Below are 15,125 nucleotides of genomic sequence, written 5' to 3' on the forward strand. Positions count from 1 at the left end.
AAAGGGGTTTACGTATGACTGATAACGATTCAATCACAGCATTAGTTTCAGCTCAGCGGCGTTTTTTTCATAAAGACATCACCAAGGAAGTGGATTTCCGACTGCAGCAGTTGACCAAGCTCCGCCAAGTTCTGATTGCCAGGGAAAACGATATCATGGAGGCCCTTCGCAAAGACTTGAACAAAAGCGAGCAGGAGGCCTTTACAACTGAGATCGGGATTGTCTATAAGGAGCTTTCCTTTGTCATAAAGAATCTGAAGCGCTGGGCCAAGCCACAGCGTGTCAAAACCGCGCTGACGCATGTAGGCAGCAAGGGAATGGTCTACGCTGAGCCCTACGGGACGGTACTGATTATTGCTCCCTGGAATTATCCTTGGCAATTGGCCATCTCTCCGCTGATCGGAGCTTTAGCCGCTGGGAACACCGCGATTGTGAAGCCCTCCGAGCTGACACCTAACGTATCCGGACTCATTACGTCCATCATCACGGAGACGTTTGAGCCGCAATATGTGGCTTCGGTGGAGGGAGGACCCGAGGTAAGCACGATCCTGCTGGAGCAGCCGATGGATTATATCTTCTTTACCGGCAGTACCCATGTCGGCAAAATTGTCATGGAAGCCGCCGCCAAGCAGTTGATCCCGGTAACGCTGGAGCTTGGAGGCAAAAGCCCCTGTATCGTCCACGAGGATGCCCCCCTGGCCCTGGCGGCTTCACGTATCGCATTCGGCAAATATACAAATGCCGGCCAAACCTGCGTCGCGCCGGATTATGTTCTGGTACACAGCAAGGTCAAGGAGAAGTTCATCGCGCACCTGAAGGACGCCATCACTTCGTTCTACGGCGAGAACCCGCTAACCAATCCCGACTATGGGCGCATTGTTTCGGAGAAGCATTTTGACCGGCTGTCCGGCTTTCTGAACAACGGAACCCTGCGCCATGGCGGGAACAGTTCAAAGGATCGTTTGCTCATCGAGCCGACCGTGCTGGACGATATCACTTGGGATATGCCAGTTATGGAGGAAGAGATTTTCGGCCCTCTGTGTCCGATCCTGACTTACGAGAATGTACACGAAGCTGTCCAGGCGATCAATCACCGCCCCAAACCGCTCGCCCTTTACTTGTTCACGGAGAATGAAGACGTTCAGGATTACGTACTCTCCTCGGTTTCTTTTGGCGGGGGATGTGTTAACGATACGCTGATGCATCTGGCCACTCCCTTCCTTCCATTCGGGGGTGTCGGTGAGAGCGGAATGGGTGCTTACCACGGGGAATACAGCTTCCAGACCTTCTCCCATAAGAAGAGCGTGCTGAAGCAAACCAATCGGTTCGATTTTAAATTCCGTTACCCTTCCAAGAATGGGCTCGGCATTATGAAAAAACTGATGAAACCGTAGCTGGAACTAAGACTTCACTGACTTGCCGTTTACTAAAATAAAGTTGGGGAACCACTCTCATGGCTTCCCCCTTATCGAACCGCACGTGCCCTACTGAGGCATAGTCCGGTGGGCTCTGAATTTCTGAGATTTCTTTGATCTGAATCTGATAAGTTCTGAACTTCTGAGGCATTCTTTTCTGGTTCATGGCTGCTACATCCCTAAAATTCCCGATTTTGCAGCTCTCGCTTAGCCGTTTCCTGAGAAAACACGCCTTCAGAGGTGATGATCTTCATCGGCAGTTCCTTGCCCTCCATTAAATCCCGCACGGCTTTCATAAGCTGGGGTCCGAGCAGCGGGTTGCATTCGACAGCCATATTCAATTTACCCGTAACCATCGCTTGGAACGCCGGACGCGTCGCATCGATAGAAATGATGACCATGTCCTTTCCCGGACGAAGCCCGTATTCTTCGATCGCTTGAATGGCACCCAGCGCCATGTCATCATTATGCGCGTACACGACATCAATAAGATTGCCGTGCTCACGCAATGCGGTCTCCATCATCTTCTTGCCGTCCTTGAAGGTATAATCTCCGCTATACGACTCCAAAATTTCGAAATTGTCGTACTGACGGATCACTTCCTCGAAGCCTTTCTTACGGCCTACCGCGGGTGCAGACTTCTCTGTGCCCTGCAGTTCAACGATGTGATAACGTTGCTGCCCAGTCAGTTCGCCTGTGAGCCAGTGTGCCGCCCTTCGTCCCTCATCGATCATGTCCGAGCCGATATAAGCCGTCCAAAGCGTATCGTCGCGTACATTCACTTCCCTGTCGGACAGTATAACCGGAATACCGGCTTCCTTCGCTTCCTGCAGCACTTCCTCCCAGCCGGTCTCGGTCTTCGGCGAGAAGGCGATGACATCTACTTTTTGTTTAATGAACCGGCGAATAATCTCGATTTGCTTCTCTTGCGACTGCTCCGCATTATCGTATATCAGATCAATCCCCGCCTCCTTGGCGGCGGCAATTACCGATTTCGTATTCGCCAGCCTCCAGCTGCTTTCGGTACCGACCTGGGCAAAGCCAAGCACAATAGACTTCCCCTCATCCTGCTTCTTCGTTTCACGTTTCTCCAGATTACTTCGATCTTTAGCCGAATCTGAATTTTTTGCCGACGTGGGTGTCTGGGCGGTAATTTTCTGGCTCCGCAATATCACTTTCTTCGGAATTCCTTTCTCTTTGTTCAAAATGTCAATGCCATAATTAACTGCTTCTTTGCCTCCGGTAGGACTTGTGAATGTACCCGTCAACCGATTTTCCGAAATTAACTTGAAGCTGCCATTTTCTGAATTGACTCCGTCGATCCCTATGATATCCATATTTCCCAGGCCTGCATGATGTGCGGCGCGATAAGCGCCTAACGCCATCGCTTCATTATGCGCAAACACCATATCGACCCCGCGATTTGCAGCGAACCACTCCGACAACAGATCCTCAGCTTTGTCGCGCTGCCAATCCGCATTAAATGTTGCGATGACGTCGATGTTCGTGGTTTCCTCCAGCGCTTCGCGAAACCCTTGGCTGCGCTCCTCAACGCTGGGCGATCCTTTTAGCCCCTGCACCTCGATGATTTTCCCGCCGGCCGGGCCCAATGTTTCAAGGGCAAATTCCCCCGCTTTTTTGCCAATCATCTCGTTATCCGTTCCGATATAAAGCGTATAATCGTAACCGGTTACTCCCCGGCCCATCACAATGACCGGGATTTTGCGATAAACATCGCTAATCGTCGGCGTTAATGCCACCGGATCGTCAAGCGAAACGATGAGCAGATCGATGCCGTATTCGAGCAGATTCTTCACATCCTCGGCCTGCTGACTGCTGCTCTGGCCGGCATCTGTGAAGATCACGCGAACATCGCTTCGCTGTTCAACCTCCTTGCGGATTTCATCATTCATTACCACACGCCAGGGCTCGGATAGATTCGGCTGGGAAACGCCGATTAAGTATCGAACATCGTTGCCTGCTTCCCTGCCGCTTACCTGTATGGAGTGCCAGATTAAAATACACAACAAAACGATCCCAAACCATATGCCGCAGGTCCACAAAGAAAGTTTCATCAGCGCTTCCCTTTCCGGAATATTAGCGGTGTGGATCCGGTCACTTTTTTAAAGGTATTGCTGAAATAATGCTGACTGCTGTAACCGACCATTTCGGCGATCTCGTAGACTTTTGCCGCAGGATCGTTCAACAACTGAATGGCCTTTTTAATCCGGACTTTGGTCAAATAATCGATAAAGGACAATCCCAACTCCCGCTTCAATTGTTTGCTTAAATACGCAGGACTCACCTGCACCCCGTTCGCCACTTCACTTAAGGACAGCTCCGGCTGGTGATAATTGCGGTCAATGAACTTTTTTGCCAGCACAACGACCGGAGATAAACTTCCTTTCGTTGTTAACTCATCGCACAGTCTCCGGTATGCTGCTGGAACTCCGGCAATTCCATCGTCTACTGCAGATTGATCCAACAAAACCACCTTTTCGAATATCGCTTCGAGCCTTTGTTGAATTTTATCGCCAAGCTCAGACCAATCCGTTGTTTCGGTTATCGTAACGAGTACGACGATGTGACCTTTCGCATCGTTGAAGACAGCTGCGGAATCAGATCGGACCACGTCTTCGGCCACATTTCTCGCGGCAAATTCCAGCAGTTCCCGGTCCCAAGCTCGGTGTGTGCCGCCGGTATCCAGATGGCTCATCACTTTCAGCAGCACGATGCCGAGGGTTGGTCTGAGCTGCAGCCCGAAAAAATCAAGGTTCTTCCGCACCTCATCCTCATCCATCAAATGATCGATCCATTTCACCAGAAACTTATCGCGAATAAGGATGGAGTTCGATTTCAGCTGATCATCCACCCATTGGTGATGCTCCTCATATTGCCTGGTATTCTCTAATGTTTCAATCGCCCTGGCTACTACCGATTCCAGTTGGTTCCTTACCACTGGCTTCAATATATAGTCGAACACTTTCAGCTTTAAAGCCTGCTGGGCGTAAGCAAACTCGTCATGGCCGGTAATTACGATCACTACGCAGCGCTCCAGCACTTGCTTCATTTTCTCTAACAGATCCAGTCCGTTCAAAAAGGGCATATTGATATCGACAAACAAAATATCCGGTTTCTGCTGATGGATCAAATCGAGTGCTTGCCGTCCGTCCTCGGCTTCCCCAACGACCTGGATATTCAGATCCTCCCAGGGCAGAACTTTCTTTAATCCTCTGCGAATTTTCGGTTCATCATCGGCGATTAACAGCTTCCACACGACCCTATCCCCCATCTAAATATTCACTAATGGTAGCCTTACTTCAACGACAGTTCCTTGTTCAGGAACGCTATGTATGGATATTCCGTATTCGGGACCGTGAGTCAGTTTGATTCTTTCGTTCACATTAAATAGTCCATAACCCCGCTCCCTTTCGGTTTGCCGCGTAACTCGCATATCTTCCCTCAACTGGATCAGCTTATCTTCCGGCAAGCCCACCCCGTCATCCTCAACAATCAATCGCAAAGCATTGTCATCCCTGAAGCCGCGTATCACGATTTTCCCCTTGCCTGGTTTGGTCTTGATGCCGTGGTAGATTGCATTCTCCACAAGCGGCTGCAAAATAATTTTCAACACACGGTATCGTTTGATTTCATCGGGAACCAGAATCTCATAATCCAGCTTATCTTCATACCTCGCCATCTGGATCACCAAATAACTTTCGACATGCTGCAGCTCATCCGTTAACGGAATAATCTCATTTCCTTTGCTAAGGCCAATCCGAAAAAGATTCGTTAGCGCAACGATCAATTCGACGATATCCTGGGCGTCTCGATCCTGCGCCATCCATTGAATGGTATCCAGTGTATTGTAGAGAAAGTGTGGTTTAATTTGGGCTTGAAGCGCTTTCAATTCTGCTTCACGCTTTTCTTTTTGTTCCGTATAAACCATGTTGATCAAATTTTCGATTTCTTCTACCATTTTGTTGAAACTGTTGCCGAGCTGTCCAATTTCATCATTTGTCTTAAAAGGAAATCTTAAATTCAATTCCCCTTCTTCAACTTTTCGCATCAAGCTGCGCAGCTTGCCGACAGGCCGTACAATCGAATTGGTAAAAAACCATGATGCGATAAAAGCCAAAAACAAAGTCACCATCGCAATGATCACGGTAACGGTTTGTAAATCAGACACGACTTTAAGTGATTCGCTGAGTGGAATGACTCCGACGATTCTCCAGCCGATATCCGGGAACGTGTTATAGATGATTTGATAATTACGGCCAAAGATCGGTTTGACCAGACTGCCTGTCGTACCACCCAGCCACTCGCCTGTAATTCGATAGACGATTCGGTTTACCGGTGAATATACGACCCCATTTTTTTCATCCATAATAAAAATAAATCCGCTTTTGCCAAGAGACACTGACTCGACGATACCCCGGATGAATTCAAGCTTCATATCGATCATCACGACGCCGATGATTTCATCCGTTACCGGGTCCTTCACCGCCTTCGCAACGGTCAGTACCTGATCCGCGCTTATGTTTTGCTTGAGTTTGATATTCCGTCCGATCGGATGGCTGAATAAGTGAAGGGTATCGGGATTACCCACCGCGGCTTGATACCAACGTTCTTCCGTCAGCGGGTCGCGCTGAATCCGCTCCATCGTATTGCTGGCTGAGGCATTATTCCGATTGACGGCCAGGATACCCGCAATCTCGGGACGTTGTCTTTCGAAAATCGCTTCCCTCCGCTCTACCTCGGCGCCCGTTTCAGCCAATGTTGCCCGATCTTGTTCGCCTGCCCGCATAAATTCAATAACGGCTTCTTCGGCTGCCAGATAATCAACGATGTTATCCATCTCTTTCAAATAGACCTCGATGTGATGTTTGACTTGATTCATCATCTGGATCGTATGGGAATTCGTCTCTTCTTCAATCGATTTCTTATAGAGATAACTCCCCAAAAAACCTAAGGTCAAGATAGACAGTGAAATAATAAAGATGAAATAAAGGAGCAGTTTGAATCGTATGCTTCGATTGGCAATGAAACCAATACGCAAAAGCATCAGCCCAATCTATCAAAATATGTAAAAAGGTTTGATCCTTATCATAAAGCAAAATGTGAAAATGCAAAAGAGTCAATCGCTCTTTTGCAGCTTCACATAGAGATTATTCATAAATAGTAATGAAAGAACGCTAGTATTTGCGGTTTGGCAGAGCATCGATCGCCTTTTGTCCGAAATATACGTCTTCTTCAGACTTAATCCATCGTGGAAGTTCTTTGCCTTCTTTATAATCCAATATCGCTTGCTTCAATTGCGGTCCAAGCAGCGGATTGCATTCGATCGTAACGTTCATTTTCCCTTGGGAAATCGCTTCGAAAGCCCCTTTAACGCCATCGACGCCGATGATCTTGATGTCGCTACCCGGCTTCAGACCTGCTTCTTCGATGGCTTGAACCGCGCCAAGCGCCATATCGTCGTTGTGTGCATATACGACTTGAATGTTCTTATCTTTTTTCAGATAAGCTTCCATCACTTCCTTGCCTTTGGCCCTGGTAAAATCACCGGTTTGGGAGTAAACGATTTTGTACCCTGCATGGCTTGCAATCGCCTCTTCAAAACCCTTTTTACGATCATTCGCCGCACTCGCGCCGACGGTGCCTTCAAGCTGTACGATATTTACTTGCGTGTCTGCGCCTAACTCGTCAAGCATCCATTTGGCCGCGTTTTGGCCTTCAAGCACAAAGTCGGAGCCTATAAAGGAGGTATACAAATCTTCATGACCTGCCGTGATGCTGCGGTCGAGTAGGAATACCGGAATACGAGCGTCTTTGGCTTCTTTTAACACCGTTTCCCAGCCGGATTCAACAACCGGAGCGAGCCCGATGGCATCTACTTTTTGAGCGATAAAAGAACGGATCGCCTTGATTTGATTCTCTTGTTTTTGCTGCGCATCGGAAAATTTCAATTCAAAGTTCGGGTCATTTTCAAACGTTTCCTTGATAGATGCCGTCTCGGCGTCACGCCAGCCGCTCTCTGCACCAATTTGTGCGAAACCCAGGACGATCTTTTTTCCCGCGGGTTTATCCGCTGGCGCTGCATTCGCAGGCTCGTTCGCAGGAGCACTGTTCCCTCCATTGGCGTCTTTCCCCGAATTGTTACTGCTGCAGCCCGCAAAGATGGAAGCAACCATTACCATCATAAGCAAGGTGAGCAGAAGGCTTCTTCTGTTTGTTTTCATATTCCAAGTTCCTCCCCTAAGATTAAGTTCTGATGCAACTTCACTATAACGATTTGAATTTGGGGTGTATTTACATTTTCGCGTCATTCTTTGCAATTTTCCGATCTATCTTGATCTTGCCTCCGGCTGCCGTTTCCTTCTTCATCACAATCAGTCTTTGCAAGGCCATGAAGAGAAACAGGAGGAACCCGACGGCAATTTTCGTCCACCACGAGCTGAGCGTTCCCTGAAAGATAATCATCGTCTGAATGATACCCGTACAGAGCACGCCCAGCGTTGGACCGACCAAATAACCGAATCCGCCGGTCAGTAAAATCCCGCCGATGACGCAGGCCGCTATGGCATCCATCTCCATCCCCATCAAATGCAGGGAGTTGCCTGACAACATATAAAAAGTAAATACGATGCCGCCAAGCGCAGAACAAAAACCGCTTAACGTGTAAACTACGATGGTAATACCGGCTGCTGGAAGGCCCATCAATACAGCCGAGCGTTCGCTGCCGCCAAGCGCGTAAACTGCCCTGCCGAAACCGGTGTAACGGCCGACGAATATTGCTATAAGAACGAATAACAGCGCGAGCACGACACTGATCGAAATAAAACTGTCCCCCAACAAGCGAATTTTATAACTGGAGATTTGCGTATAGATCTCGTTGGAAATGACGATACTTTTCGTCCCAATCAAATAAGCGATCCCACGGCCCAAAAACATTCCGGCAAGCGTAACGATCCACGGATGGAGCTCAAATCTGCTGATAAGATACCCTTGGCCGGCGCCAAACGCGATCCCGATCAAAAGCGAAATGACCATGACCAGATACGCGTTCATGCCTTGATTTAGCAGTGTAGCGGATATCATACTGACCAGCGCGACGACGGAGGCTACCGATAAATCGATGCCGCCAGTAATAATGACGAAAGCCATACCAGTGGCTATGATGATTAAGTACGCATTATCAATAAACAAGTTTAGAAATACTTGCAAGGAGAAAAAACCGTTATACATCATCGATCCTGTGCCATACAGCATGACCAGAAGGAGCAGCGTCGCCAATACAATGACATTGTTGCTGCCGATACGAAACCGGAACGAATTCACGACGCTGTCACCTTCCTTTTGACCGAAGTAAGCTTCTGTCTGAACACATCGGATTGGATCAAACATACAAGAATGACGACGATCGCCTTGACAAGCAAGATCGATTCCGGTGGAACGCCAAGGGAATAGATGGTCGTCGTCAAGCTTTGAATAAAAATGGCGCCCACCACGGTGCCGCCGAGATAAAATCGCCCACCGCGCATGGAAGTGCCGCCGATGACAACCGCCAGAATGGCGTCAAGCTCGTACCATAAGCCAGCGTTATTCGCATCTGCACTGCTCAGGTTGGAGCTGTAGATGATACCGGCTGCGGCCGCCAGTAATCCGCTAATTGCGTAAGCCGTCATAAAAATCACCCGCGGTTTGACACCGGCAAACTCGCTGGATTTCCGATTGGCCCCGGTGGATTCCAAAAATAATCCGAACGCTGTTTTTGTTTTGAGCAGGTACACCAGAATGAACACAGCGGCAGCAATGTAAACTGCAAAGGGAATGCCAAACAGATACCCTTTGCCGATGTATTCATAACGATCATTTGTCGTTGATAGAATTTGTCCATTGGTAATCAGCTGCGCGATCCCCCGGCCGACCGTAAGCAGAATGAGGGTCGCCACCATCGGCTGGATACCTAGAATCGATACCAGGATCCCGTTCCATAAACCGCACAGCAATCCAATCCCGAGTGCAGTCAGTATGGCCACCCATAGGGGACTGCCTTCCAGCATGAAGATGGCCATGGAGCCGGCGATAGCCAGCACCGAACCGACGGAGATATCGATCCCCTCTGTGGCAATCACAAGCGTCATTCCGATAGCCATAATGATAAGCGGCGTACCACGATTAAGTACGTCCACGAGATTGCCATACAGGTGGCCGTCGATGATATCAACTTTGAAAAAGCCGGGCATAACGATCAAATTGATCAAGTACAGGATAACAAGAGCTAAAAGCGGCCACATGATTTTGTGGCGTGTCGCTTTACGCGCCGGCGCTGCCAGATTTCGCAAATACTTCAGCTCCTTCCGCGATCATTTGCATAATTCGGTTCGCCTTCATCTCTGCACCGGTAACTTCGCCAATTTGAACGCGGTCGCGCAGGACCATAACCCTGTCACAGCAATTGACCAATTCTTCCAGTTCAGCGGAAATAATTAAGATAGAAATGCCGGAAGCGGCCAGCCGGAAGATCAGTTTACGAATTTCTGTTTTCGAACCCACATCGATGCCCCGGGTCGGCTCATCAAGAATAAGCAGCTTGGGCCCAGTCGCCAGCCATCGCGCGAGAACCACCTTTTGCTGATTGCCCCCGCTCAAGGTATCGATCCTTTGCTCCGTACCAGGCGTTTTGATATTGAGCATGTCGATGTACTCCTGGGCAATCTCTCTTTGCTTTTTGACCGGGATAAAAGAGAACAATCCTTTTTGGGCTTGCATGGCCAAGGCGATATTCTCACGAATGGTAAGCTCCCCAACGATCCCTTCTACCTTGCGGTCCTCCGGCAAGAACCCGAGTCCGCGTTGAATCGCTTTCTGGGCATACATCGCGGTGATCTTCTCTCCTTCGAGTTCCAGTACCCCGGTGTCGCTCTTGTCGATCCCGAATATCAAACGCGCTACCTCCGTCCGGCCTGATCCAAGCAATCCGGCGAGACCAAGCACCTCTCCTTTATGAATGGTCAGGTCAAACGGCTGGATAGAGCCCTTTTTGCTAAGTCCCCTCGCCTGAAGGAATACGTTAGTCTGATTTGGTTTATCGGCTTTTTCCCCTGACAGTTCCCCTGGATCCCATTCCCGGCCGATCATATGAGAAACGAGCTGTGTTTTGGGCAATGCCTCCGTCTTGAATTCTCCGACCAACGTTCCGTTTCGGAGAACCGTGATGCGATCCGTTACTTCATAAACCTGGTCGAGGAAGTGGGTGACAAACAGGACGCCCATACCTTCCTCTTTCAGCCTGCGCATAGCGGCAAACAACTGCTTCACTTCGTTCGCATCCAAGCTTGAGGTCGGTTCGTCTAAAATCAAAATGCCGCTGGAAATATCCACTGCGCGGGCAATGGCCACCATCTGCTGCACGGCAACCGAATACGCAGACAATGACTGTCTGACATCAATATGCAAATCAAGCCTTGCAAGCAGTTCCTCGCTAAGCCGGTACATCGTATTCCAGTCAATCCTGCCCCATTTGCGGGGCTGCCTTCCAATAAAGATATTTTCCGCAACGGACAAGTTCGGGCAAAGATTAATCTCCTGATAAACCGTACTGATTCCGAGCTGTTGAGCTTCCAGTGGGGATTTGGGATGAATCTCCCGTTCCCGAAGTTTGATCGTCCCGGCATCCTTTTTATGAACCCCGGTCAGCACTTTGATTAAGGTGGATTTACCCGCGCCGTTTTCTCCCATCAGCGCGTGAATCTCCCCTTTCCGCAAGAAGAAGTCTACATCCGATAAAGCTGCCACGCCGGGAAATTCTTTCTTGATTCCTTCCATTGCTAAAAGAATATCGGAACCCATATGCTCACCCTCTTTCTATACTCACGATCTAATTTTAGAAAGTCAGGGGTCTGATTGTATTTAGATTAATGAGTCTTTTTTTAAGCATTTCGGTCTTTCGTCGTCTTGTATTGCATACGGAGCAAAAGTACTGAGTGAAGGCTTTGCTTACCCAAATGCAAAAAAAAAGGAACCATGCATAAAAAGCATGATTCCATCGCATTGCATTATGGATTTTGTCCCTTCTGCGTACCGATTAATTTTTGATGTGCTTGCGCAAGACGTTTGAAATCCGCTTTCTCCACCTTGCGGTCATAAGAGAGCAAGCCGTTAATCTCCATTTCAACATCGGTGATTTGGGTATACACCGCAGCGCTAAGACCCGATTGCTTCAGTTCTTCCAGCTGCTTAATGAAGCTGATATAGCGATTGGTCAGTTTTGCTACGCTCTCCTGCTCCTCATAATTGAATACATTGGAATTCCATTCATGTCCAGGCACTTTCAGACCCAGTCCCCCGTATTCTCCGAGCACGGCTGCCCGTGTATCTGTTGGCTGCGGCATCGTCGGTGCCGGATAATTATGCGCGTCGATGAAATGACCCACGTTCTTATCTGTCCAACCGCTTGCATTATTAATGAGACGTGTCGGATCGTAATTCATCGCCCAATTGGTTAATCGCTCCGTATCATACTGCCCCCAACCCTCATTGAACACCGTCCAGACGACGATCGAAGGGTGATTGCGGAACTGGTCCATCATTTCCTTGAATTCCTTCTCTAAGTGGGTGCGGTTGTCTTCTGAGTCTCCAAATTTGCTCACCTGGTCCTGCCACACGACAACACCCAGCTTATCGGCCCAATAATACCAGCGATCCGGCTCCACTTTCATATGCTTCCGAATCATATTCATGCCGAGCCGTTTCACCGCTTCAATATCGTACTTCATGGCCTCATCGGTCGGCGCCGTGTATAACCCGTCCGGCCAATAACCTTGATCCAGCGGTCCAATTTGGAAAATAAACTTGCCATTAATGAGCGGACGTGTGACGCCGTCAACTTTGCCCAGTTTCATTTCCCGCATACCGAAATAGCTGGACACTTCGTCGACTTTAGTAGTCCCTTTCACCAAGTTCACCTTGAGATCATACAAAAACGGATCATCCGGCCACCATAGTTTCGGATTCGGAATCTGGATGGAGAATTCCTCACCGACGGCTCCGGACGCACGGGCTACTTCCTTCCCACCCTCCAAGACAATGGCTTCAACCGCTTCATCGGTGACCCCTTCACTTCCCGTTATCTTCATTTTCAGCGAATTGCTCGCAAGATCCGGCGTCATATCCAATTTATCAATGGACGCAGGAGCCACGGGTTCCAACCATACCGTTTGCCAAATTCCGGATACTGAGGTGTACCAGATGCCGCTTGGATTGTTTCGTTGCTTACCAATCGTATATCCGCCATCATCCGTCGGATCACTGACATATACGATTAATTCATTCTCACCAGCCAAGAGTTGCTCCGTAATATCGAAGCTAAAGCCTGTGTATCCGCCGCGGTGTTTTCCAACTTCGTGTCCATTAACATATACCGTTGCATCAAAATCAACCGCACCGAAGTGAAGCTGAACCTGCTTGCCATCCCAATCGGATGGCAGGGTAAACTGACGTTTGTACCACATCTTGTCTTCATGGCGCTCAAGTCCTGACAGCTGAGACTCGACGGCAAATGGCACAAGGATTTTCTCGCTTAACGTCTTACCCGTCGGAGGCGTCGTTTGCTTACTGGCGCTCTCAAACTCCCATTCACCGTTCAGATTGAGCCACTGGTCACGGACCAGCTGCGGACGCGGATATTCAGGCAGTACATTATTTTTGTCTACTTCGTCTGCCCAAGGGGATTTAATTAAAAATTCAGAGTTATTCGTCACCTTCGTCCCGACGAACGCGGATAAAGACTGACCGCCCGCATTCTTAATTTTGCCTTGCCCGTCATAGGTCACGATGATGGATTTATCCGGCTTATAGACAGGAACATCCCACTTCAATTGAAGAATAGACGGGTCATCTGATTTCAAGGTGGCACTCGTCGGAATATGACTGCGGCGACCTGCGATCATCGTGAAGTGCTTCGCTGCCCCCTTAGGAACTTTCTGCAGCTTACTGTTGAACTGCAGCTCAGCTTGCAGGCCGTCTTGCAGAATCATGCTGTGCTTCGGACTGTGGTTCACATATCCTGTTGGTAATAGAAAGGCCTCCTCAGGTACTGCTTGCTTTTGTAACGTGGAGTTGGACCATTTCAATTGGATATATGCCCCACCATAGTCCTGAAAGTACTCTAATTTAAAGCTAACCTTCTTGCCGGCCTCCAAATGAATGGGGGCACTCACCTGCTCGTTGTCCCAATCATTCACCCAATGGTCGATTGCCAGCTTATCATCTACCCATAAGCGGAATCCGTTGTCTCCCTTAATATAGAACTTGTAATCATCCGTTGTCGGTGCCATTAGTTGCCCTGTCCAACGGACGGCATTATATTCCTCCTGCCCTGTAAGCGCTTTTAAGATCGGTGTGATATCATCAAAATCAATATTGGCATCAACCGTTGTCATCTTAAGCTCTTTGAAATCAAATTGTCCTCTTCCTGAGGTTGTGTAATACTCCGCTTTTAAACCTTGGCTTTCCGAATTATCGCTTGGTTGATCGTTTCCTGCAAAAACCGAGGACACGCTGAAAACCTGCAAGATCATGATCAAGGACATCATAAGTGAAACAGTACGCTTTCTCATATGTTTCAGCTTCCTTTCCTGATTCTTGATTTGACGTGCAATGCCAATAACATGACGCTCATCATTTGGCTACGTTGATTCCCCCCTTCCTGTAAAAAGTATTTTACTAGGAAACGGATGGAATGTATTTGTAAAATTAGGTTAATAGTTGCAATTTTCCGCAGTGTTTTTTAATCGCCTACAGTCGCCGACTTATCCTGCCGCTGTGCTTCACGCTTACGCATTTGAGTCTGCTCATCCGACCTATGGGTCTCGCGATTTTTGCCCTAGATAAAGCTTCTCAAGCCGCACCAGAATGCTTGAGGAGGGAATCTTGTCCTCTAGGAAACATCCTTAACTCGCTAAAGTTACGACTGCCCGTCGCACATAAAAAGACGCACCGAAATAGTGCGTCTTTTTCACATAGAAGAATGTTTTCTTCGATGCGGTTTATTGGCCTTCGACTTCTCTTCCTTGTCATCCATCTCCAAGCCGTCATCGCCGGGCTTAAAGATCCGGCGCAGCGTCCCCAGCATGGACAGCGCATACGCAACGGTAATGAAACTGAAGGCAATCTCCATCACCACGACAAGCCGGGACGTATTATCGATTGGGGCTACATCACCATACCCGACCGTGACAAACGTCGCCATACTGAAATACAGGAAAGTAATGAACTGGCTCAGCAAATCCTGTCCGATATTCTCGCCTTCGAAGGAAGTGCCTCCGAACAGCTTATAAATTGACATATATACCATCGTGAAAAACAAAATGCACATCCCTGCGGCCATGCTGATCCGAACCAGGGTTGTTTTCATATCAACATGCTGATGGACGGAGTCTGCAATCTTGTCGAAAATATACAGCACATAGAAAATAACGGAGCATAATGCAAACAACAGGATCAGAGCGCGCATGCCGCCTTCGCCGGGCACCACGTTCATCAGATCGATCCACCCCAGCAAATCTTCAACCGATACCAGGACATAAATGAGCAGTGGAGCAAGCAGCAAAGGCCTGCTGGACCACTTCTTGTCCATACTGTAGAACAAATAAATCAACAGCAGGAAGCCCGTCAAATTGAGCAGCCACATCCACCATGACATCT

Annotated in this window: 10 protein-coding genes; 1 reads left to right on the forward strand and 9 read right to left on the reverse strand. The window is 48.6% G+C overall.

The genetic code is table 11. The annotated features are described in order from the left end of the window. Positions 1 to 14: 14 nt before the first annotated feature. Positions 15 to 1,394 (forward strand): aldehyde dehydrogenase, encoded by a 1,380-nt coding sequence (locus ABEW73_RS26765; RefSeq protein WP_430163551.1) that lies wholly within the window; start codon positions 15 to 17, stop codon positions 1,392 to 1,394. Positions 1,395 to 1,594: 200 nt separating this feature from the next. On the opposite strand, the gene ABEW73_RS26770 is transcribed toward ABEW73_RS26765, so the two are convergent. From ABEW73_RS26770 to ABEW73_RS26810, 9 genes are all read right to left on the reverse strand, one after another. Next, positions 1,595 to 3,490: a substrate-binding domain-containing protein gene (locus ABEW73_RS26770; RefSeq protein ID WP_430163554.1), complete on the reverse strand. Its 1,896-nt coding sequence runs from the start codon at positions 3,488 to 3,490 to the stop codon at positions 1,595 to 1,597. After that, a complete protein-coding gene (locus ABEW73_RS26775; protein ID WP_430163556.1) occupies positions 3,490 to 4,692 on the reverse strand; it encodes a response regulator transcription factor in 1,203 nt (400 codons plus the stop codon). Before ABEW73_RS26775 ends, ABEW73_RS26770 begins: the two co-directional genes overlap by 1 nt. Positions 4,693 to 4,707: 15 nt before the next feature. Next, the gene (locus ABEW73_RS26780; RefSeq protein WP_430163558.1) at positions 4,708 to 6,474 is read right to left on the reverse strand and encodes a cache domain-containing sensor histidine kinase; all 1,767 of its coding nucleotides are present in this window, start codon (positions 6,472 to 6,474) and stop codon (positions 4,708 to 4,710) included. A gap of 136 nt (positions 6,475 to 6,610) precedes the next feature. Beyond that, positions 6,611 to 7,657 (reverse strand): ABC transporter substrate-binding protein, encoded by a 1,047-nt coding sequence (locus ABEW73_RS26785; protein WP_430163561.1) that lies wholly within the window; start codon positions 7,655 to 7,657, stop codon positions 6,611 to 6,613. Positions 7,658 to 7,727: 70 nt separating this feature from the next. Continuing rightward, the gene (yjfF, locus tag ABEW73_RS26790; protein ID WP_430163564.1) at positions 7,728 to 8,756 is read right to left on the reverse strand and encodes a galactofuranose ABC transporter, permease protein YjfF; all 1,029 of its coding nucleotides are present in this window, start codon (positions 8,754 to 8,756) and stop codon (positions 7,728 to 7,730) included. Next, complete coding sequence (locus ABEW73_RS26795; RefSeq protein WP_430163567.1) at positions 8,753 to 9,763, reverse strand: ABC transporter permease; 1,011 nt, start codon at positions 9,761 to 9,763, stop codon at positions 8,753 to 8,755. The genes yjfF and ABEW73_RS26795 overlap by 4 nt, the downstream gene beginning before the upstream one ends. Then, positions 9,735 to 11,270 carry a sugar ABC transporter ATP-binding protein gene (locus tag ABEW73_RS26800; RefSeq protein ID WP_430163570.1) on the reverse strand — a complete coding sequence of 512 codons (1,536 nt, stop codon included), beginning with the start codon at positions 11,268 to 11,270 and terminating at the stop codon, positions 9,735 to 9,737. Before ABEW73_RS26800 ends, ABEW73_RS26795 begins: the two co-directional genes overlap by 29 nt. A 206-nt stretch (positions 11,271 to 11,476) precedes the next feature. Next, complete coding sequence (locus ABEW73_RS26805; RefSeq protein ID WP_430163573.1) at positions 11,477 to 14,038, reverse strand: sugar-binding domain-containing protein; 2,562 nt, start codon at positions 14,036 to 14,038, stop codon at positions 11,477 to 11,479. Positions 14,039 to 14,436: 398 nt separating this feature from the next. Further along, positions 14,437 to 15,123, reverse strand: coding sequence for a potassium channel family protein (locus ABEW73_RS26810; protein WP_430163576.1), 687 nt, complete (start codon positions 15,121 to 15,123; stop codon positions 14,437 to 14,439). Positions 15,124 to 15,125 lie beyond the last annotated feature (2 nt).

This window comes from Paenibacillus lautus (assembly GCF_050482385.1).
GTDB lineage: Bacteria > Bacillota > Bacilli > Paenibacillales > Paenibacillaceae > Paenibacillus_AQ > Paenibacillus_AQ lautus_B.